This is a genomic window from Dokdonella sp. (genome assembly GCF_019634845.1).
GTDB lineage: Bacteria > Pseudomonadota > Gammaproteobacteria > Xanthomonadales > Rhodanobacteraceae > Dokdonella_A.
The window spans coordinates 214,914-236,758 of the sequence record NZ_JAHCAQ010000003.1; the positions used below are offsets into that span (position 1 = coordinate 214,914).

General features: G+C 70.3%; 14 protein-coding genes. 12 read left to right on the forward strand and 2 right to left on the reverse strand.

The features are described 5' to 3' along the window. Positions 1 to 15: 15 nt before the first annotated feature. Positions 16 to 1,014, reverse strand: a complete 999-nt coding sequence (locus KF903_RS03605; RefSeq protein ID WP_291211076.1) for a hypothetical protein — start codon at positions 1,012 to 1,014, stop codon at positions 16 to 18. Between the two features lie 339 nt (positions 1,015 to 1,353). Here KF903_RS03605 and KF903_RS03610 point away from each other — a divergent pair, with 339 nt between their 5' ends. The 11 genes from KF903_RS03610 (at position 1,354) to KF903_RS03660 (ending at position 20,060) form a co-directional block, all read left to right on the forward strand. Then, on the forward strand, positions 1,354 to 2,604 hold the full coding sequence (locus KF903_RS03610; RefSeq protein ID WP_291211078.1) for an HlyD family efflux transporter periplasmic adaptor subunit: 1,251 nt from the start codon (positions 1,354 to 1,356) through the stop codon (positions 2,602 to 2,604). A gap of 141 nt (positions 2,605 to 2,745) precedes the next feature. Further along, complete coding sequence (locus tag KF903_RS03615) at positions 2,746 to 3,495, forward strand: ABC transporter ATP-binding protein (protein WP_291211080.1); 750 nt, start codon at positions 2,746 to 2,748, stop codon at positions 3,493 to 3,495. A 111-nt stretch (positions 3,496 to 3,606) separates the two neighbouring features. After that, complete coding sequence (locus KF903_RS03620; RefSeq protein ID WP_291211083.1) at positions 3,607 to 6,030, forward strand: ABC transporter permease; 2,424 nt, start codon at positions 3,607 to 3,609, stop codon at positions 6,028 to 6,030. A 24-nt stretch (positions 6,031 to 6,054) separates the two neighbouring features. Beyond that, positions 6,055 to 8,445 (forward strand): ADOP family duplicated permease, encoded by a 2,391-nt coding sequence (locus KF903_RS03625; protein WP_291211086.1) that lies wholly within the window; start codon positions 6,055 to 6,057, stop codon positions 8,443 to 8,445. Positions 8,446 to 8,551: 106 nt separating this feature from the next. Then, the gene (locus KF903_RS03630) at positions 8,552 to 10,984 is read left to right on the forward strand and encodes an ADOP family duplicated permease (protein WP_291211089.1); all 2,433 of its coding nucleotides are present in this window, start codon (positions 8,552 to 8,554) and stop codon (positions 10,982 to 10,984) included. 10 nt (positions 10,985 to 10,994) lie between these two features. After that, positions 10,995 to 13,424, forward strand: coding sequence for an ADOP family duplicated permease (locus tag KF903_RS03635; RefSeq protein ID WP_291211092.1), 2,430 nt, complete (start codon positions 10,995 to 10,997; stop codon positions 13,422 to 13,424). Between the two features lie 14 nt (positions 13,425 to 13,438). Further along, on the forward strand, positions 13,439 to 13,789 hold the full coding sequence (locus KF903_RS03640) for a hypothetical protein (RefSeq protein WP_291211095.1): 351 nt from the start codon (positions 13,439 to 13,441) through the stop codon (positions 13,787 to 13,789). Continuing rightward, complete coding sequence (locus tag KF903_RS03645; protein WP_291211097.1) at positions 13,776 to 16,193, forward strand: ABC transporter permease; 2,418 nt, start codon at positions 13,776 to 13,778, stop codon at positions 16,191 to 16,193. The genes KF903_RS03640 and KF903_RS03645 overlap by 14 nt, the downstream gene beginning before the upstream one ends. Before the next feature lie 25 nt (positions 16,194 to 16,218). Further along, positions 16,219 to 16,896, forward strand: coding sequence for an ABC transporter ATP-binding protein (locus KF903_RS03650; protein WP_291211100.1), 678 nt, complete (start codon positions 16,219 to 16,221; stop codon positions 16,894 to 16,896). Between the two features lie 456 nt (positions 16,897 to 17,352). Then, positions 17,353 to 18,732 carry a sigma-54 dependent transcriptional regulator gene (locus KF903_RS03655; protein WP_291211102.1) on the forward strand — a complete coding sequence of 460 codons (1,380 nt, stop codon included), beginning with the start codon at positions 17,353 to 17,355 and terminating at the stop codon, positions 18,730 to 18,732. Continuing rightward, the gene (locus KF903_RS03660) at positions 18,729 to 20,060 is read left to right on the forward strand and encodes an ATP-binding protein (protein ID WP_291211105.1); all 1,332 of its coding nucleotides are present in this window, start codon (positions 18,729 to 18,731) and stop codon (positions 20,058 to 20,060) included. Before KF903_RS03655 ends, KF903_RS03660 begins: the two co-directional genes overlap by 4 nt. 69 nt (positions 20,061 to 20,129) lie before the next feature. Here KF903_RS03660 and epmA read toward each other — a convergent pair whose 3' ends face one another. Next, the gene (gene epmA, locus KF903_RS03665) at positions 20,130 to 21,098 is read right to left on the reverse strand and encodes an EF-P lysine aminoacylase EpmA (RefSeq protein ID WP_291211108.1); all 969 of its coding nucleotides are present in this window, start codon (positions 21,096 to 21,098) and stop codon (positions 20,130 to 20,132) included. 97 nt (positions 21,099 to 21,195) lie between these two features. Between epmA and ahpC the strand changes: the two genes are divergently transcribed. Continuing rightward, the gene (gene ahpC / locus KF903_RS03670) at positions 21,196 to 21,759 is read left to right on the forward strand and encodes an alkyl hydroperoxide reductase subunit C (RefSeq protein WP_291211111.1); all 564 of its coding nucleotides are present in this window, start codon (positions 21,196 to 21,198) and stop codon (positions 21,757 to 21,759) included. Positions 21,760 to 21,845 lie beyond the last annotated feature (86 nt).

The following is a 21,845-nucleotide window of genomic DNA, read 5'->3' on the forward strand; positions in this document are numbered from 1 at the left end:
GCGTCCGTTCCGGCGTCAGCCGTCGAAGCCATTGCCGAAGATCCGGTCGTCGACCGTGAGCGTGACCGGCACCACCACGAGCGCGGTGCCGTTACCGGGACCCGCATCGGGATCGTTGCTCGTCACGCACAGATTGGCGTGATGGATGCCGGGCGCGAGGCCGCTGGCATTGAGGCTCACGGTGACCGGCGTGTACTGCATCGGCCCGATGCTGCCACCGCTGGCATCCACACTGAGCCACGGCACGTCGGCAGGCGCCGTGCATGGCGCCGCGGCGCCAGCGAGCCCGCTGCCGGCCAGTGCCTGCATTGCAACGGGCTCCGTCACGATCGCCCAGACGAGGTCGGCACTGCCGGTATTGGTGAGCGTGAGCGTGCGGCTCGTGCTCGCCCCCTGCGACTGGGTCGCGGCGAGACTGAGCGGATCGACCTCGACGTTGGGTGTGTCTGGCGCCGCGCACGACAGCGACTCGTAGACGCCGCTGGCCACATGCGGCGCATTGCTCAAGCCATCGCCAGCGATGTGCCACGGCAGATGCCACGGAGCGCCGCTGCAATCGGGCACGGTCACCTGCGCGCACAGGATGAATTCACTGCCGCCGGGCCCACCGAACCAGGCGCCACACTTCGTGGGCAGCGTGCCACTGGATTGCCAGTAGATGAGGTTGCCGGCCGCGACGCCGGCCACGAGCGGCCTGGCATCGGTACAGCCATTGGCCGGCGGCTCGCTGTCGGCAGCCAGTGCAGCAACCAGCCACGCGTCGGGCAGGTCGAGGTCGATGCGGTCGATGTATTCCGCATCGGCCGATCTGAGGTTGGCCGTCACGCACAGCGTATTGGACTGACCCGGCGCCAGTGTCGATGGGCCGATCCACGTGACCATCGACAGGCTGACTTCACCCGGCGTCACGGGCTGCCCGGCGTGACCCGGTGCGGCAGCGGCGAGCGCACATGCGGCGCAAAGTGCCAGTACGCGGCAAGCCATCAGCGCGGGTGATGCATGGTGGTGATCCATCGAGAAATCCCCCTGTGGCAACGATCCACGCGACCGACGCAGGCCGCTGGCGACCGCGCCCGACGGCTGGTCGCGCCGCGATGCAGGCGCGAGTCTGGCAGATTCATGCAAGTTCCGCGCCGTGATTGGTGCCGGCCACCGCCGCGACGAGGGCCGCCACACGGATCACGCCGGGCCCGCCACGCGGTGCCGATGCGATGCGTTCGCAGGCGTTCACCGCAGCGTTCGATTCCGGACATGTGACCGCTCACGGAGCCGGTTGCGCTTCAAGAAACCATCGCCCGATCAACATGATGCGATCATTGGCCCAGTTGGCATTGCCCTTGCTATGGATTGCGCATGGACATCGCCCGCCCCGAACTCAAGCAACGCAAGCGCCGCCGCCAACTGCTCATCGGTGGGGGTGTCCTCACCCTCGTCATCATCACCGCGATCAGCCTGGCCCGGCTCGGACCGGCGATCCCCGGCGTCGAGCGCAGCAGCGTGCTGGTCGATACCGTCAAGCGCGGTGAACTGCTGCGCGAAGTGCGTGGGCCCGGCACGCTGGTGCCCAAGGAGATCCGCTGGATCGCGGCCGAGACCACCGCCCGCGTCGAGCATATCGTCGTCAAGCCGGGCGCCACGGTCGAACCCGACAGCATCATCCTCGAGCTGTCCAACCCCGAGGTCGAGGACCAGCTGCGTGCCGCGCAGAGCGCCTATGCGGCCGGGCAATCGGACCTGGCCGCCAAGCGCACCGACCTCAAGTCGCGCCTGCTCGACGAGCAATCGGCGCTGGCCGGCGCCAACGCCGACTACGCCACCTCGAGCATGCAGGCCGAGGCCGAAAAGCCGTTGGCCGAAAAGGGGATCATCCCCGGCGTGCAATACCGCAAGACGCTGATCACGCTCGACCAGCTCAAGAACCGCGTCGCCATCGAACAGCAACGCGTGGAGGAATTCCGCCGCAACATCGCCGCGCAGCTCGCCGCCGAGCAAGCCCGCCTCGACCAGCTCGCGGCCACGCGCACACTACGCCAACGCCAGGCCGATGCACTGCACGTGCGCGCCGGCATCGCCGGCGTGCTGCAACAGGTGCCGGTGGAGGAAGGCCAGCAGGTCGCTGCCGGTGCCAATCTCGCCCGCGTCGCCCGGCCCGGCGAGCTCATGGCGCAGCTGCGCATCGCCGAGACCCAGGCCAAGGATGTCGCGATCGGACAGGACGTGCGCGTGGACACGCGCAACGGCATCGTCGCCGGCAAGGTCCGTCGCGTCGATCCGGCCGTGCACAACGGCAGCGTGCAAGTCGACGTCGAGCTCAGCGACGCACTGCCGCCGGGTGCCCGCCCCGATCTCTCCGTCGATGGCACGATCGAGCTCGAGCGCATCGCGAACACCCTCTATGTCGGCCGTCCGGCGTTCGGCCAACCCGACTCGCAGGTGCGGCTGTTCCGCATCGCCGCCGACGGCGTGGCCAACCGCGTCGCCGTGCAGCTCGGCAAGGGTTCGGTCAACCAGATCCAGGTGCTGCAGGGTCTGGCCGAGGGCGACCGCGTGATCCTGTCCGACACCAATGCCTACGACCAGTACGACCGCATCCGATTGAAATGAATCCGCATCCACCACCACCACATGCCAGCAGGAGCCCGCCATGAAGCCATTGGCGGCAGCACCGGCAGCGCGCAGCATCGGCACCGAAGCGGGCCCGTGGCATCACCGGCACACGACACCATCCACACCGGCGGCGAACCCATGAACGACGACACGTTGATCCACCTCGATTCCATCAAGAAGGTGTTCCTGACCGACGAGGTCGAGACCCACGCGCTGGCCGATGTGCACCTGGACATAGCCAGCGGCGAATACGTTTCGATCACGGGTCCGTCCGGCTGCGGCAAGTCGACGCTGCTGGCGATCCTCGGCCTGCTCGACACGCCCAGCGCCGGCACCTACCGCCTCAATCGGCGCGAGGTTGCCGACATCGGTGCCAGCGAACGCGCCCACATCCGCAACCAGGAAATCGGTTTCGTGTTCCAGGCCTTCAACCTGATCGGCGACCTCACCGTGTTCGAGAACGTCGAGCTGCCGTTGACCTATCGCGACGGCGTGTCCAAGGCCGAGCGCCGCGACCGCGCCGTGCAGGCATTGGAGCGCGTCGGCATGGCCCATCGCGTCAAGCACTATCCGGCGCAGCTCTCGGGCGGCCAGCAGCAGCGTGTCGCCGTCGCCCGCGCCCTGGTCGGTGCGCCGTCGATCCTGCTGGCCGACGAACCGACCGGCAACCTCGACTCGAAGAACGGCGAGGCGGTCATGCAGCTGCTCGACGAGCTGCACAAGGCCGGCTCGACGATCTGCATGGTCACCCATGATCCGCGCTATGCCGACTTCGCGCAGCGCAAGATCTTCATGTTCGATGGCCGCATCGTCGACGAGGAAACCATGCACCGCCTGCGCCACGAAGAAGACCAGCGCCTGCTGCGCCCGGCGCGTGGCGCCCGCTGAGGCCCCTGCCATGCCGAGCCGCTCGCCAGCCGACCCGTTGCGCATTCCCGCTGTCATCGGCGGCACACTGCGCGCGCGCTGCGGCACGATCGACCATGCCACGGTGATCTCATGAGCAGCATGCGCGCCGAATTGCGCGCCGCCCTGCTGCGCCTGCTGCGTGCGCCGGCGTTCGCGGCGGCCGCCCTCACCATGCTCGCACTCGGCTTCGGGCTCACCGTGGCCATGGTGTGCACGGTCGACGGCGTGCTGCTGCGTGGACTGCCGCTGCCGGCCGCTCAACGCCTGGTGTCGATCTACGCCGACAACCCGTCACAGCAGGTGCACCGCGCCCAGTTGTCGATCGCCGAAGCCGAGCAACTGGCCAGCGGCACCGCGGGGTTCGACGCACTCGGCTACTTCCAGTGGACCGGCCTCGGTGTGCTCGAAGACGGCCATCCGAGGGAGATCCCCACGCAGCTGGTCAGCGTCGGCTACTTCGACACGCTCGGCCTCGCGCCCGCGCTGGGCCGCTTCCCGAACGCGCAGGACATCCGCGCCGGTCTGCCGTTGGCAGTCATCTCCTGGGACGAGTGGCACGACCGCTTCGGCGGCAGCGCGGCGGTGATCGGGCGCCGCCTCGAAACGCTCGACCGCCCGCCGCTCGAGATCGTCGGTGTGATGCCGGCCGCGATGCGTTCGTTCAGCGGTGACACCGGGGTATGGACCGCGCTGCGCCCGCAGGAGCTGCCGCAGGATGCGGCGCGCCGGCTCGACCTGCGCATCCTGCAGATGGTCGGGCGTCTGCGCGCCGATGCCACGCCCGCCCAGGCCGACGAAGCGCTCGCAGCGCAGCTCGCCACGCTCGACCAGGCCCATGGGCGCAGTCCTGCACACGGCTGGCGCCTGCGCACGCGCGGGCTGCTCGACCTCATCGTCGGCCCGGTGCGCAGCCTGTTGTGGGGCGCGCTGGCGCTGGCGCTGATGGTGCTGCTGATCGGCTGCGCCAACGTTGCCTTGTTGATCGACGCGCGTCAGGTCGCGCGTCGCCGCGAGCTGGCCGTGATGCAGGCCATCGGCGCCAGTCGCGCGCGCCTGCGGCGCGGCACCTTGCTGGAACTGCTGTGGCTCGGTGCTGCCGCCCTGCTGCTCGGCACCGTGATCGCCGAGTTCGGCCTGTCGATGCTGCGCGCGCTCGCCGCCGACAGCGTGCCGCGCGCCGAGACCATCACGCTCGACTGGCGCGTTGCCGCGATCGTACTCGCGCTCGGCGCCGTGCTGCCGATGGTTGCCGCGCTGGCCGGTTCGCTGCGCGTCGATGCCGACCCGCTGCAGGCGATGCGCAGCGCCGGCAAGGGAGTGGTCGGCGACGGTCGGCGCCAGCGTCTGTTGCCGGCCACGGCGATGGCGCTGTCGACCGTCTGTCTGCTCGCCGCCGCTGGCCTCGGCCTCGGCCTGTTGCGTCTGCAGGGCGTGGATCCGGGCTTTCGCAGCGCTGGCGTCCATGCACTGTCGATGTTCCGCGAAGCGCTCGGCACCGACAGTGGCGGTGCCGGCCCGGCGCAGTGGAACGATTTCGGCGACGCGGTGCTGCAACGCCTGGCGGCAGTGCCGGGGGCGCAGGGCGCGGCACTGACCAGCGCGGCGCCGTTGTCGCAGATCGGCGGCGGCAGTGCCGATGTGCGTATCGCCGGCGTCGACGCCGTGCCGGTACAGGCCGCGCTGCGCCGTGTCTCCGCCGGCTACAACGGCCTGCTCGACATCGCGCTGCTGGCCGGCCGCGATTTCGATGGCAATGACCGCGCCGGCGCCGAGCCGGTGGCGATCGTCAACCGCACCCTGGCACGCCGCCTGTTCGGCGATACCTCACCCCTGGATCGCAGCATCGACCTGCCCCTGGGGCGCAGCGGACGCAGCGTCTGCCGCATCGTCGGCGTCGTCGCCGACATCCACAACGACCGGCTGCGCGCCGCCGCCCTGCCCGAGGTGCTGGTGCCGTTCGCGCAGGCGCCGCGCGTGGCGATGACGTTTCTGCTGCGCAGTGACCCCGCGCTGCCCGGCATCGACACCGCCATGGCGAACGCGCTGTGGAGCGTCGATCCGCGCCAGACCATCACCGCCCAGTACACGCTCCAGCAGCGCATCGACGATGAGCTGCGCCCGCTGCGTTTCTTTGCCCGCGTGGTCACTGGTTTCGCGTTCGCGGCGCTCGTGCTGGCAGTATTCGGCGTCTACGCCGTCGCTGCCTTGCAGCAACGCCGCCGCATCGCGGAGTTCGGCCTGCGCCTCGCGGTCGGCGCGACGCCGTCACGGCTCGCGCGCGGCATCCTTGGCGCAAGCCTGATCGTGAGTTCGCTCGGCGTCGGCGCCGGCTGTGCAATCGCCGCCGTCGCGCTGCGGTGGTTCGACCCCTCGCGCCTGGCCGGTGCGATACCGCTGCTGCCGGTGTTCGTGGGCGGCACCGCCGCGATGATGCTCGCCGCGCTGCTGGCGGCGGCGCTGCCGGCCTGGCGCGTGCTGCGTGTCACGCCACTGGAAGCGTTGCGCGATGAATGAGCATTCCACCGCGGAGATCGACCGATGAGCTGGCTGCAGGACGTCAAATTCGCCGCGCGCAGCCTGCGCGCCCACCTCGGCACCAGCGCGTTCGCGGTGGCCACGCTGGCGCTTGGGCTCGGCGCCGCGCTGGCGCTGTACGCGGTCATCCAGGCCGTGCTGCTGCGCGCACTGCCCTACGCCGATGCCGACCGCATCGTGCAGGTGCGCGAGCTTGCCGAGGATGGCCACTCGATGGCGTTGGCCTGGCCCAACTACGCCGACCTCGCCGCCAGCGGAGTGTTCGCCGCGACGGCCTACCACGCCAGCTCGCACGAACCGATCGCGCGCGGCGCGGCACTTCGCGAAGGCAGCGTGGCCTGGGTCGGCGGCGATTTCTTCCGCCTGTTCGCCACCGCGCCACAGCTCGGCCGCAGCTTCGACGCGCAGCAGCGCGCTGCCACGGTCGTCAGCTCGCACACGCTGTGGCAGGACCTGCTGCAGGGTCGGGGCGACGTGATCGGGCAACCGCTCGATGTCGGCGGCAGCGCCGCCACGATCATCGGCGTGATGCCAGCCAGCTTCGATTTTCCACCCGGCACGGCGGCCTGGATGCCGTTCAGTGACGCTCCCGGCACCTCGCGCAGCGCCCACAACTGGTCGGTGTTGGGTCGCCTCGGTGAGGGCGCTGCGCTGTCGCAGGCGCGCCTGGCCGCCCACGCGCTGGCGACACGCCTGCTCAGCCAGTACGGCAGCGAGGTCGATCTGCGCGACTTCGAGCTGACGCCGCTGGCCGATGCCATCGCCGCTCCGGTACGGCGCGCGCTGCTGCTGCTCGCTGCGGGCACGCTGTTTCTGCTGCTGATCGCGGTGACCAATGCCACCAATGTGCTGCTCGCCCTCGGCGGCGCGCGTGCACGTGAACTCGCGGTGCGCGCGGCCCTCGGTGCCGATCGCCTGCGCCTGGCGCGACAGTGCCTTGCCGAAGGCCTGCTCATCACCGGCAGCGCGGCGCTGCTCGCGCTGGCGCTGGCCTGGGCCGCACTGCGCCTGTTCGTGCACGGCGGGCACATCGAACTGCCGCGCGCCAGCGAAATCGGCCTCGGCGCCGACGCCCTCGGCGTCGCCCTCGCCTGTGCCTTGCTGATTGCGCTGGTCACCACGGCCGCTGTACTGGTGGCGCGTCGCGGCCCGCTGATGGCCGAGCTGCGCGAGAGCGGGCGCGGACACTCGTCGGGCAAGCCGCAATTGCGCCTGAGGTCGGGTCTGCTGATCGGCCAGATCGCCCTCACCACGTTGCTGCTGGCCGCCGCCGGCCTGCTCGGCCGCAGCTTCCTCGCGCTGCTGGCGATCGATCCGGGATTCGACGCTGCCGGCGCCGCCAGCGTGCAACTGTCCGGCCCCAGCACGACCACCCCGCAAGCGGCCGCGGCCAACGCGCAGCGCTACCAGCGACTCATCGACGCAGTGGGCACGCTGCCGGGCGTGAGCGCAGTCGGCGGCGTCAACGCCCTGCCGCTCTCGGGCAGCGGTGCCGACGGTGCGTTCTGGGATGGCAGCGTCAGCGATCCCGCGCACGCCCCGGCGCCGCTCGGTTATGCCCAGTTCCGCGTCGCCAGCGCCGACTACTTCCGCGCCGCCGGCATCCGCCTGCTGGCTGGGCGTGGTTTCGATGCGCGCGACCGCAACGACGGTGAGCAGGTCGCGCTGATCAGCGCCGCCGCGGCGCGTGCAACCTGGGGCGACGCCGATCCGCTCGGCAGACGGATCCAGTACGGCAACATGGACGGCGACCTGCATCCACTCACGATCGTCGGCGTGGTTGCCGATGTGCGCGAGCAGAGCCTCGATCGCGCGCCGATGGGCAGCGTCTACGTGAACCTCGCCCAGCGTCCGCGCGCCGCCGCGCGTTTCAGCCTGGTGGTGCGCTCGAGCCTGCCACTGGCCAGCTTGCTGCCAAGCCTCGAGCAGGCGCTGGCCACCGATGCCGCCGACATTCCCTACGCCATCGCACCACTGGCGCAGATGCGGCGCGCCGCACTCGCCGATCGACGCGCCAGTCTGGGCCTGCTCGGGGCCTTCGCGCTGGTTGCGCTGAGCCTGGCCAGCGGCGGCCTGTATGGCCTGATGGCGTTTGCGGTCGGCCAGCGTCACCACGAGTTTGCGCTGCGTCAGGCCCTCGGTGCCACCCGTGGGCGCGTACTGCGACTCGTGCTCGACCGCGGCCTGCTGCTGGCCGCCGGCGGCGTCGCGGCCGGCATCGGCGTGGCCGTGCTTGGCGCGCGCGTGCTCGACGGCCAGCTCTACGGCGTCACCGGCAGTGATCCGGTCACGCTCGTCGGCGTCGCCCTGCTGCTGCTCGCGACCACCGCCATCGCCTGCCTGCTGCCGGCACGGCGCGCCTGTGCCGTGGCGCCCAGCGATGCGCTGCGCTGACGCCATGACCGGCGCATCGACCCGTCGCGCGGCGTCCTCATCACGGCGGCGCGCCCAGCGGTATCGCACCGCGGCCACCCACCGCCCGCACTGATCGGAACTCGCCATGCCCGCTTTGCTCACCGACCTGCGCCACGGCCTGCACCAACTGCGGCAACGCCCCGGCTACGCGGCGACCATCATCCTCACCCTGATGCTTGGCATCGGTGCCGTGGCCGCGATCTTCACGGTCTACGATGCGGTGCTGCTCAAGCCACTGCCCTTCACCGAGTCGGCGCGCATCGTGCGCGTGCTGCGCGATCAGCCGCCCGTGCGCAGCAGCCCGATCGCGACCTCGACCTACGCCGACTGGGCCGAGCGCAGCGGCACGGTGTTCGATGCGATCGGCGCCTGGGCGCCGCAGACATTGAATCTGACTGGCAGCGGCGCCGCGCAGCGCCTGAGCGGGTACCAGGTGTCACCGGGTTTCTGGGCGGTGTTCAGCCAGCCGCTCGCGTTGGGGCGCGGCATCAGCGACGACGACGAAACCAGCGGCGAGCACGTGGTGGTGCTCAGCGATGCGCTGTGGCGATCGAGCTTTGCCGCCGACCCCTCCGTGGTCGGCCGCGACATCATGCTCAACGGCGAAGCCTGGCGCGTGATCGGCGTGACCACGCCGGGATTCCACTACCCCGCTGACGCGCGCCTGTGGACACCAACGTTCCTGCCGGCCCGCCCAGCTGATCGCGGCAACAACATGCTGGCACCGGTGGCGCGCCTGGCCCCCGGTGTCACCCGCGAGCAGGCCCAGGCCGCGCTGCGCGGCATCACCGAGTGGCAGGCGGCGACGTTTCCCGACAACTACAAGGGTCTGTCGGCGCGCGTCGAGCGACTCGGCGATCTTGCCGCCGCCAATCTGCGGACGTCGTTGTCGATCCTGCTCGCGGCCGCATTCCTCGTGCTGCTCATTGCCTGCGCCAACATCGCCGGACTCGTGCTCACGCGCACGCAGTCGCGAGCGCAGGAGCTGTCGATTCGACGCGCCCTGGGCGCCAGCCGCCGCGCGCTCGTGCATGGCATGCTGGTCGAGACGCTCATGCTTGCCGTGGTCGGCACCGGCGCCGCGCTGCTGTTCGCGCAGGCCGTCGTGCACGCCTTGCTGCGCCTGGTCCCCGATCTGCTGCCGGGTTGGAACGCGCCTTCGCTCGACCTGCGCGTGGTCGCTGCGTGCAGCGCCCTCATGCTGCTCGCGCTGCTGCTGTTCGGCCTCATCCCCGCCTGGCGCGCCAGCGGCGCCGACCCAGCCACGGTGCTTGGCAGCGGCGCGCGCGGCCAGATCGCCGAACGCGGCCAGACACGTGCGCGGCGTGTGCTCATCGTGTTCGAACTGGCGCTGTCACTGACGCTGTTGTCGGGCGCTGGTCTGCTCGTCGACAGCCTGTATCGCGTCGTCAGCGTCGACTCGGGGCTGCGCGGAGTCGACCAGGTCCTCAGCGCCGGCTTCTCGCTGCCAGCGCCAACGCCACAGGGCAACGAGGACTTCCTCACCGCCGCACCACGCATCAAGGCAGCACTGGCGCCGCGGCTCGACGCCGTGCGGGCGCGATTGCTCGAGATCCCGGGCGTCACCGCCGCCGCCATCAGCAACTTCCTGCCGGCCTCGGGCGACGGCGGCTTCAACGGCGGATTCTCGATTCCCGGGCACGAGGTGCCCGACACCGCGCTGGCCGAGTTCCGGTTTGTCAGCCCCGGTGCATTGGCCACCTTCGGCATCCCGCTCAAGGCCGGCCGCGAGTTCGACCAGCGCGACGGCCAACAGGGCACCTTCGCCAGCGAGATTGTCGTCAACCAGGCGTTTGTCGACCGCTATCTGGGCGGCGGCGACGCGCTGGGCCAGCAGGTCGCGGTCTACGACGGCTCCGCCAAGACCATCGTCGGCGTGGTCGGCAACGTGCATCAGTTCGGGCAGGACCAGCCGGTCTCGGCCGAAGTCTGGTTCCCGGTACGCACCGTGCCACTCGGCGACTTGCGCCTGGCCGTGCGCGTGCGCGGCGACCCACTGGCGCTCGCACCGACCTTGCGTCGGGTGCTGCAGGACGCCTTTCCCGACATGCCGGTGTATGAGGTGCGCACGCTCGACGAGGTCACCGGCAGCACGCTGCGCATGCGCCGCTTCAACGTGACCCTGTTGGGCGCCTTTGCGGCCGCCGCACTCGTCTTGACCTGGGTCGGTCTCTACGGCGTGATCGCCTGGCTCGTCGCGGCACGGCGCCGCGAACTGGCGGTGCGACGCTCCTTCGGCGCCACCCGTGGCCACATCCTGCGCCTCCTGCTCGGCAACGCCGCCAGCATGGTGGTGCCGGGAATCGTGCTCGGCGCGGGCGGCGCCCTCGTGCTCGGCCGCGTCATCGCCAGCCAACTGTATGACAGCGGCGGCAGCCAGCCCGCGATCCTCGCGGCGGTGGCTTCGCTGCTTGCCGCGCTCGCCACCCTGGCCTGCCTGCTGCCGGCGCGACGCGCGCTGCGCGCCGATCCAATGACCGTACTCCGCAACGATTGAGGAAAGCACGATGGCCACTCACGTCCTGTTGGATCTGCGCCACGGCCTGCGCACCTTGCTGGCGCGGCCCGGCTTCGCCTTGGTCACGATCCTCACGCTGGGGTTGGCGATCGCGGCCCATACGACCCTGTTCGGCATCGTGCATGCGCTGTTGCTGTCGCCGGTGCGCGGCATCGCCGCCGCCGACCGCCTGGTCGAGATCGGCAGCACACGCGGCGGCGGGCTCGACACGATCTCGTACCCCGACTACGTCGACTTTGCCGCCGCGCGCTCGTTCGACGGCATGTTTGCCTACTCGCTCGATCCGTTGAACGTCACCACCAGCGGCGATGCACGCCGCGCGCTCGGCCTGCTCGTCACCGGCAGCTACTTCCCGACCCTGCGCGTGCAGCCGGCGCTCGGTCGCCTGCTGGTACCGAGCGACGACTCGGCCGCGGCGCCAGCGGTCGCGGTCGCCAGCCACGCCGCGTGGCGCAAATACTTCAATGCCGATCCGGGCGCGATCGGCCACACGCTGTCGATCAACGGCCACGTATTCACCCTGGTCGGAGTGGCGGCGCCCGAGTTCCAGGGCCACATCGCCGTGCTCGCGCCAGAGTTCTACCTGCCGCTGCATGCGCGTGCACTGTTGCGTGAAGGCTCGGGCGACCTGCTGAGCGAGCGCAAGTCGCTGTGGCTGATGGCCGGCGGACGGTTGCGCGACGGTGTCGACATCGCCCTGGCACAGACCGAACTGAGCACGATCCTGCAGCGCCTCGAGACGCAGTACGGCAGCGGCGAGCGCGAAGCCGGCATCGGCGTCGCCGCGTTGCGCGGCGTGCCGACCGCCGTGCGCGGTCCGCTCGGCGCGTTCTCGGGACTGCTGTTCGTCATGGTCGGCATGGTGCTGCTGGTCGCATGCGTGAACGTGGCCGGGCTGCTCATTGCACGCGGTGAGGCGCGGCGGCCGGAGATCGCCCTGCGCTTCGCGCTCGGCGCCAGCCGCGGCCGGGTGATGTTCCAGCTGTTCGCGGAAAACCTGCTGCTGGCACTCGCTGCCGGCGTGCTTGGCGTGTTGCTGGCAAGCTGGTGGCGCGAGCTGCTGCTGCGCATCGACCTGCCGACGCCGTTCCCGATCAGCCCGCGCATTCCATTCGATGGCGCGGTGCTCGGCTTTGCGCTCGCGCTGACCGGCGTTACCGCCCTGCTGTTCGGCGCGCTGCCGACCCTGCGTGCGTCGCGACAGGCGCCCGCAACCGGCGGCGCCCTCGTGGCGCCGCGCAGCGTGCGCGCTGGCTCGCGGCTGCGCGAGGCGCTGGTGGTGGCGCAGCTCGCACTCACGCTCGTGCTGTTGATCGGCTCGGGCCTGTTCGTGCGGGCACTGCAGCGCGCCGCGGCGATCGACATCGGCTTCGACGTCAACCACGTCGTCAGCGCCGACTTCGATCTGGAGCCGAGCGGCTACGATGCGGCGCATCGCGCACGCCTGCAAGGCGCTCTGCTCGAGCGCGTGCGCGCGGTCGCCGGCGTGCAGCAGGCCGCGCTCGCCGCCGTGCTGCCGCTCAGCTTCAACCGCATGGTGCTGGGCTGCGTCCACGGCAACGGGCTCGGTGAGGACGAATTGTGTCCCGAAGTCAACGCCGTCAGCGACGGCTTCTTCGCCACGCTCGGCATGCCGGTGCGCGGCCGCGGCTTCGATACGCACGACGTGGGTGGCGCCGCGGGCGTCGCGGTCGTCAATGAGACGCTGGCGCAGCGGCTGGCCGCCGGCGGCGACGCGCTGGGGCGCAGCTTCGCGTACGGCGAGGACCAGGACGCGCGCACGCTGACCGTGGTCGGCGTGGTGGCCGACGGCAAGTACGCCTCGCTCGGCGAGGAGCGCCGCCCGTTCCTGTTCCTGCCGCTCGCGCAGTCGCCGTCGGCGCAGGCGAGCCTGTTGATCCGCAGCAGCGAGGATTCGCCGGCGCTCGCCCGCGCGCTGGCCGCGGCGGTGCACGACGTCGACCGCAGCCTGCCGGTGGCGCAGACCCATCCGCTCGCCGACACGCTGGCGCTGTCGCTGCTGCCGCAGCGCATAGCCGGTCTCGTCGGTGGCGCGCTCGGCGTGTTGGGGCTGCTGCTCGCCGCGATCGGGCTGTACGGTCTCATCGCCTTCCACGTTGCCAGCCGCACGCGCGAGATCGGCATTCGCCTGTCGCTCGGCGCGGCGCCGCGTCGCGTCCTGCACGAGGTGCTGTGGCGCGGCGGCCGCCTCATTGGCATCGGCTTGGTGATCGGCGAGGCGCTTGGCATCGGCGCCGCCGTGCTGGTGTCGGGACTGCTGTTCGGCGCACGTGCCAGCGACGCGCTCGCGTTCGCCGCCGCTGGCCTCGTGCTGGGTCTGGTCGCGCTGCCGGCCTGTTACGTGCCGGCAAGGCAAGCCGTGCGCATCGAGCCGGCGCTCGCGTTGCGCCACGATTGAAGGAACCCGACGCGATGCCCAACGATCTTTGCCCTTCCCCGCACGCACTCGCGCGCGCGCCGGCACTCACGCCCACCCACGTGCTCGCGCTCGCGGCCGGCGGCGGTCCGCCCATCCACGGGCTTGCCGCGACCGATGCCTTCGCGCCGCGACCGCTGCCGTTTGCGCAAGCCGACCGGCGCGTGCGGGTGCAGCACGTCAAGGTCGACAACCGCCAGCGCCATCTGTCGTTGCCGCGGTACGACCGCATTGGCGGCGCCGGCACCACGGCTTTCCGCGGCGCCCGCACGCGCCCGGCGCGTCCGGGTGGCGGCGCCGCCCATTCAACCCACGCCGACTCAGGGTATCGCCATGTCTCCGACTGAAATCCTCCGCAGCCTGCGCGCACTCGCACGCGCCCCCGCGTTCAGCCTGCTTGGCATGGGCCTGATCGCGCTGGCCTTCGGCGCCTTCGCCTGCGTCGCCAGCGTGGTGTACGGCTTGCTGCTCAAACCGTTGCCATTCCCACAGGCCGATCGTCTGGTATCGGTGCAAGCGCGCATTTTCGGCATTCCACACAACGTCGGTCTGTCTACGCCGCTGCGCGAGGAAATCGCCGCCCACGCACACGGCGTCGAGAGCATCGCTGCCTACCGCTCGAAGTTGGTCGTCCTGCGCGACGAATCCGGTCACCGCATCGGCACGCTGAACGTCGCCCTGGTCGAGCCACGCCTGCTCGGCATGCTCGGCGCGCAACCGGCGCTGGGGCGCCTGTTCGCGGCCGAAGACGTTGCCGATGGTGCGGCACGCAGCGTGATGCTGTCGTGGCAGGAATGGCAAACACGCTATGGGGGTGCCACCGATGCAATCGGTCGCACGCTCCGGCTCGACGATGCCGACTATCGTGTCATCGGCGTGTTGCCGCAAGGATTCGCCTTGCCAACGGGTAGCACCAACCTGTGGCTGCCGCTCGCGTTCGATGCGCAACAGCGCAGCCGCCAATTTTCCGTTCGCTTCGACGGCACGCTGGCCATCGCCCGCCTGCGCGCCGACACGACGCCTGACGCGGCGACGGAAGAAGTGACGACACTCGCCAAGTCGATGCCAGAACTGACCGCGGCCTTCGGCGACCAGTTGAAGCTGCAGATGCAGCCATTGCGCTCGCTGTGGATCGGCGAGCGCCGCGGCGCGCTGCTGCTGATGCTGCTGGCCGTATCGATGGTCTGGCTGGTGACCGCCGCGAACGTCGCCAACCTGTTCCTCGCCCGCGGGCTCGAACGACGCCAGCACTCGGCCCTGGCCGCCGCACTCGGCGCAACGCCATGGCAGCGTGCGCGCACCGTCATCATCGAGGCGGTCCTGTTGTGTCTGGGCGGCATCGCGTTCGGTTGCGCCCTGCTGCCGGCTGGCCTGGCCCTGCTGCGCCATTTCGACCTGCTGCCAACGAGCACGCCACAGGCCATCGGCATCGACGCGCCAACGCTCGCTCTGCTGGCCCTGCTCGCGTTCGCGCTATGCGCCGCACTGGCCGCGGTCGGGGTGTCGGCGCAGCGCGGCAACCTCAATGACATGATCCGTTACGGCGGGGCGCAGCAGACCCCCGGCGGTGCAGCGCAAGCCGCGCGCCGATCACTGGTGGTTGCACAGGTTGCCCTGACCGTGGCGCTGCTGTTCGGCATTGGCGTATTGCTGCGCAGCTCGCACAACCTGCTCGCCGAGGACATCGGCTTCCGGCGCGACCATCTGTTGTATGCGTCGCTTGCGGACGTCGTCCCGGCCGACGCAACAGCGGAACTGCGCGGCGCGCGCCTGACCGAACTGGCCGCACGCGTACGCGCCCTGCCCGGCGTCACTGCCGCCGGCATCGGCAGCATGGTGCCGTTCGGCAACAGCATCGCCGCCGCTCACTACACACCACCAGGCTTGGGCGACCACGACGGCAATCTGGTCGCCCACGACCAACGCGTCGATGCGGGGTACTTCGCCGCACTCGGCATCCCGCTCCTGCGCGGGCGCGCTTTCGATGACGCCGAAGTGCGCTCCAATGCGCCACTCGCGATCGTGGACGAGCTGTTCGTGAAGCGTCATCTCGGCGCCACCGATCCGCTCGGCCAACACTTCAGGATCTCGGCCGAGCCGACCGAGCCAGATCGCGAAGTCACGATCATCGGCGTGGTGCCGACGTTGAAGCAGCGCGCGCTCGACGAAGTCGCCGATCGTCCAGCCATTTACCAGCCGACAACGGCGCCACCGTACGCGATACTTGCGGTGCGCACGAGCGTCGATCCGACCGCGCTGATCGCGCCGCTGGAAGCACTCGGCTGGCAGATCGCGCCGATGGATGGGATCGGACCGATCGCCACGCTCGACGAACGCATCGCCGACACGCTGCAGGAACGCACGCGCCTGAACAGCCTGCTCGGCCTGCTTGCTCTCACCGCGCTGCTGCTCGCCACGGTGGGCCTGTATGCCGTCCTGGCCTACGCAGTACGCCAGCGCGTGCCTGAATTTGGCGTGCGCATGGCGCTGGGCGCGAACGCATCCAAGGTATTGCGCCAGGTGCTCGGGCAGGGCTGCGTGCTGGTCGGTCTGGGCGTTGCCCTCGGCCTGCCGTTGGCGTGGGTGTTTGCGCGCCTGTTGTCCGCCCGGCTGTACCAGGTCGGCACCTTTGACCTGCCGACCCTCGCTGGCGTTGCCCTGCTGCTCGCGATGGTCGGCCTCTTCGCCTGCCTGTGGCCGGCGCGCCGCGCGGCGGCCACCGATCCTGCTGTGGCCCTGCGCAACGAATGAGCCCCGCATCCCCATGAGCCGCGCCATGATACGACTCCAAAACATCGAAAAATCCGTGCCGCTCGCCGGCGGCCGCAGCTGGCTGCTGCGCAACATCAGCCTCGACATCGCCGAAGGCGAATTCGCCAGCGTCATGGGGCCTTCGGGCGCCGGCAAGACCACGCTGCTCAACGTGCTCGGCCTCATGGACCACGACTGGCAAGGCGCCTTCACGTTCGACGGCGTCGCCGTCGAGACGCTCAATGCCAAACAGCGTCAGGCGCTGCAGCGCGACAAGGTCGGTTTCATCTTCCAGCACTATCACCTGATCGATGATCTCAAGGTGTGGGAGAACCTCGACCTGCCATTGCAGTATCGCGACGTGCCGGCCAAGGAACGCGCCTCGCGCGTCGGCGACCTGCTCGACCGCTTCCAGATCGTCGGCAAGAAGGACCTGTATCCATCGCAGCTTTCGGGTGGCCAGCAGCAACTGGTGGCGGTGGCGCGCGCGGTCATCACCCGGCCGCGCCTGCTGCTGGCCGACGAACCGACCGGCGCCCTGCATTCGACCCAGGCGCGCTCGATCATGGACCTGCTGCACGAGCTGCATGGCGAGGGCATGACCATCGTGCAGGTGACCCACAACGCGGCCTTTGCCGACGAGGCGCAGCGCGTGATCCACCTGCGCGATGGCTGGCTGGAGCACGCGGGCGGCAGTGTATGATCGCGACGGACTGGCCGGATGGACGGGCGCGCATGGGCTGGCAACTGCAAGCGGCGGCAACTCACGACGCCCAGGCGCGAGCGGCACGGAGCGGCGCGCCATGCATCCCGGCAGCGCGCGGCCGGCGCGGCCCAGGCCGATGATCGAATGTTGCCGGGGAAGCGCAACGCGGCTTGCTCGTGCGCCCGCAGCCGGCATGCGCCGGCCACCGCGATCGCCACGCCGTGCCCTGCCGGCACGCCGGGCCGCCACGCTGGTGCGTTGGCCGGTACGGCGGCACGAGCGGCAGCGGGCGGCCAGCGCCGGCCCGTTCGACGCCGCGGCGATCGCGCGCCAACGGCACGGCCGACCCGGCGCCGCCGCCTGCGCCCGCTGCCGGCGCGCGCGACCGCGGGTGGCAACGGACGAGGTCGCCACTCGCACCCACTTCGACAGCCACCGTCCTGATCCATGGCCATGCCCCCACCGAGCCTTCTCATCGCCGACGACCAGCGCGACATCCGCGAAGCCCTGCGCCTGTTGTGCAAGGCCGAACGCATCGACGCGCACTGCGTCGACAGCCCTGCCGCGGCGCTCGCCGCGCTGGGCACGCGCGGATTCGATGCCGCGCTGATCGACCTCAACTACGCGCGCGACACGACCTCGGGCCGCGAAGGCCTCGACCTGCTGCGCGCGCTGCGGCAGGCCGACGCCGAACTGCCGGTCGTGGTGATGACGGCCTGGGGCTCGATCGATCTCGCAGTCGAGGCGATGCGCCTGGGCGCGGGCGACTTCATCGAAAAGCCCTGGGACAACGCGCGCCTGCTCAGCGTGCTGCGCAACCAGTTCGCGCTCGGCGGCTCGCGGCGGCAGGCCGCGCGCCTGCAGCGCGAAAACGAAATCCTGCAGCAGGGCGAGGCATCGGGGCTCATCGCCGAATCGGCGCCGATGCGGCAGGTGCTCGCTCAGCTCGAGCGCGTCGCGCCGACCGATGCCAACGTGCTCATCCTCGGCGAGAACGGCACCGGCAAGGGCGTGCTCGCCCGTCTGCTGCACGAACGTTCGCGACGCGCCGGGCGGCCACTGGTCAAGGTCAACATGGGCGGCATCCCCGAATCGGTGTTCGAGGCCGAGATGTTCGGCCACGTCAAAGGGGCCTTCACCGATGCCAAGAGCGATCGCATCGGCCGCTTCGAACTGGCCGACGGCGGCACGCTGTTCCTCGACGAGATCGCCAACATTCCGCTGGCCCAACAACCCAAGCTGCTGCGCGTGCTCGAGGACGGCGAGCTCGAGCGTGTCGGTTCCTCGCGCACGCTCAAGGTCGACGTGCGCCTGGTCGCCGCCACCAATGCCGACCTCGCCGCCGAAGTGGCCCGTGGCGCCTTCCGCAAGGACCTTCTGTTCCGCCTCAACACGGTCGAGCTGCACCTGCCGCCGCTGCGCGAACGCGGCCAAGACATCCGCCGCCTGGCACAGGCGTTCGCCACGCGCTTCGCGCGGCGTTACCAGCGCAGCACGCCACTGTTCAGCGACGATGCGTTGCGCGCACTCGACACCTACCCGTGGCCGGGCAACGTGCGCGAGCTGTCACATGCGGTCGAACGCGCCATCCTCATGCTCGACGGCGAACGCATCGATGCCGACGCGCTCAATCTGCGTCCGCCCGCCGGCCATCCCGGTGGCGCTGCAGCGGCGGCGCCATCGGGCGAATCGATGAGCGTCGACGCCGCCGAAGAGCGGCTCGTGCGCGAGGCGCTCGACCGCACCGGCGGCAATGTGCAGCGCGCAGCAGGCCTGCTCGGCCTGTCGCGTCCGGCGCTGTATCGACGCATGGAAAAGTACGGAATCGGGTGAGCGCGCGGCCGCCACGCTGGAGCTTCGAAACGCGCCTGCTGCTGGGCACGCTGCTGGTCGCCGCGCCGGCGCTGCTGGTGCTGGCCGCACTGCTGCCCGGCCTCGCCGCAAGCCCCCTCGTGGCGCTCGCCCTGTGGGGCGCGATGGCCATCATCACGGTGGTGCTCGCGCTGTACCTGCGGCGGCGAACGATCTATCCGCTGTACACGCTGACCAACCTGCTCGAAGCCCTGCGCGAGGGCGATTACAGCCTGCGCGCGGCGCATGCCCGCAAGGGCGACGCGGTCGGCGAAGTGCTGCTCGAAGTCAACTCGCTGGCGCAGCGCCTGCGCGAACAGCGGCTGGCCTTCGAGGAACGCGGTGCACTGCTGGCAAAAGTCGTCGCCACGCTCGATCTGGCAGTCGTCGCGTTCGATGACGAAGCGCGCCTGCGACTGGCCAACCCGGCCGCTGAACGGCTGTTCGCGGCACCGGCGACGCAACTGCTCGGCTGCGACGCGCAGGCATTGGGGCTGGCCGATTGCCTCGACAGCGATGGCGGGCGCCTGCTGGAGCGTGCCTTTCCGGCTGGCCATGGCCGCTGGGAACTGCGTCATGCGCGCTTTCGCGAACACGGCCGCGTGCATCACCTGGTCGTGATCAGTGATCTCAGCCGCGCGCTGCGCGAGGAAGAACGCCTGGCCTGGCAACGCCTGCTGCGCGTGCTCGGCCACGAGCTCAACAATTCGCTGGCGCCGATCCGCTCGATGGCCGACACGCTGGCGCGGCTCGCCGGCGCCGCCACGCCCGCCACCGACTGGCGCGACGATGTGCGCACCGGACTGCAGGTGATCGGCGAGCGTGCCGAGGCGCTGGCCGCGTTCATGACCCGCTACACCCAGCTCGCACGCCTGCCCCCACCGACCGCACGCGACTGCGACCTCGCCACTCTCGCGCAGCGTGTTGCGGCGCTCGAACAGCGTCTGCCGGTGCACGCACAGGGGCCCGAACCCGCCCACCTGCACGCCGATGCCGACCAGGTCGAGCAGGCGCTCATCAACCTCGTGCGCAATGCGGTCGATGCCGCACTCGACGGTGGCGGCCACGTCACGCTGCAATGGCAACGCGCTGCCGGCACCTGGCGCATCGACGTGGTCGACGACGGTCCGGGTCTGCCGACGAGCGAAAACCTGTTCGTGCCGTTCTTCACCACCAAGCCGGGCGGCTCGGGCATCGGCCTCGTGCTCGCGCGCCAGATCATCGAGGCGCACGGCGGCAGTCTCGTGCTCGCCAACCGCGACGAGGGCCGCGGCTGTGTGGCGCGCGTCAGTCTGCCGGCGCCCACCTGAGCCGCCGGCAGGCCGGCCCGCCCTCCACGCGCAGCCGACCCGCCGCCGCAGCGGGGCGCGACAGCGGCATCAGGCGCGCGCGAATGCAAAGGTCAGTACGTCGGCGATGTCATCGCTGCCGGCCAGCCACATCAGCAGGCGCTCGACCCCGAGCGCCACGCCGGCGCAGGGTGGCAACTGCGGCAGCGCGGCGAGCAAGGCCTCGTCGAGCGGGACCTCGCTCTGGCCACGCGCGCGACGTCGCGCGTTGTCGCGCACGAAGCGCGCGCGCTGCTCGCCGGCAGCGGTCAGCTCCTGGTAGCCGTTGGCCAGTTCCTCGCCGCCCAGGTACAGCTCGAAGCGCTCGGCGACCGGCACCGCATCATCGCGGATGCGCGCCAATGCCGCTTGGGTGGCCGGAAAGTCGCGCACCAGCGTGATGCGCTCGGGCGCGAAGCGCGGCTGCAGCCGGTGGCTCATGAGCAGGTCGAGCCAATCGTCGCGCTCGAGCCCGGTTGGGTCGACGCGCACCGCGCCAAGCGCCTCGCGCAGGCGTTCGACCGGCGCCAGCAGCGGATCGAGGCCGAGCTCGCGCTCGAACAGCTCGCGGTAGGTGCAGGTCACGACCTCGACCTCGCGGCCACCGGCCCGCGCCAGCTCGCGCACGAGCTCGATCGTTTCCTGGGCGAGACGCTGGTAGTCCCAGCCGACGCGGTACCACTCGAGCATCGTGAACTCGGGGTTGTGGCGCCGCCCCGCTTCACCATTGCGGAACACGCGCCCCAGTTCGTAGCAGTCGCCGACGCCGGCCGCGAGCAGACGCTTGAGCGCGAACTCGGGCGAGGGCCGCAGCCAGCGCGCGCGCGGCCCATGGGCCACGTGTCCGCCGAACGCGGTCACGAAAGGCTCGATGTTCGGCTCCGGATTGGCAGCCACCGACAGCACCGGCGTCTCCACCTCGAGCACGCCACGCGCGGCAAAAAACCCCCGGATGTGCGCCTGCACGGCCGCGCGGCGGGCGCAGGCGGCGCGCAGGCGGGCTCCATCATCAATAGTCATTGTCTATTGTCTTGTTCATATCAATCAATTTCACAAAACCTTGGCACTCCCCTACCATGCGCCAGTCAGTTTTCCACCCACCCGCAAGGAGACACCGATGTCGCTCATCAACACCACCATCAAGCCGTTCAAGGCACAGGCCTTCCACAACGGCAAGTTCGTCGAGGTCACGGAGCAGACGCTCAAGGGCAAGTGGGCGGTCATCATCTTCATGCCGGCCGCGTTCACGTTCAATTGCCCGACCGAAGTCGAGGACGCCGCCGAACATTACGCCGAGTTCCAGAAAGCCAATGCCGAAGTGTACGTGGTCACCACCGACACCCACTTCTCGCACAAGGTCTGGCACGAAACCTCGCAGGCGGTCGGCAAGGCCAAGTTCCCGCTGGTCGGCGACCCGACCCACCAGCTCACGCGCGCCTTCGACGTGCACATCGACGAAGCGGGCCTGGCCCTGCGCGGCACGTTCATCGTCAATCCCGAGGGCGTCATCAAGACGCTCGAGATCCATGACAACGCGATCGCCCGCGACGTGACCGAGACGCTGCGCAAGCTCAAGGCCGCGCAGTACGTTGCCGCCCATCCTGGTGAGGTCTGCCCGGCCAAGTGGAAGGAAGGCAACAAGACGATCGCGCCCTCGATCGACCTCGTCGGCAAGATCTGAGCCCGCACCGGCCAGCGCAGTGAACCCCGCGCCGCGCGGGGTTCACTGCCACGGCCACCCGATTCCGCCCCGCAGTGGAGATGCAG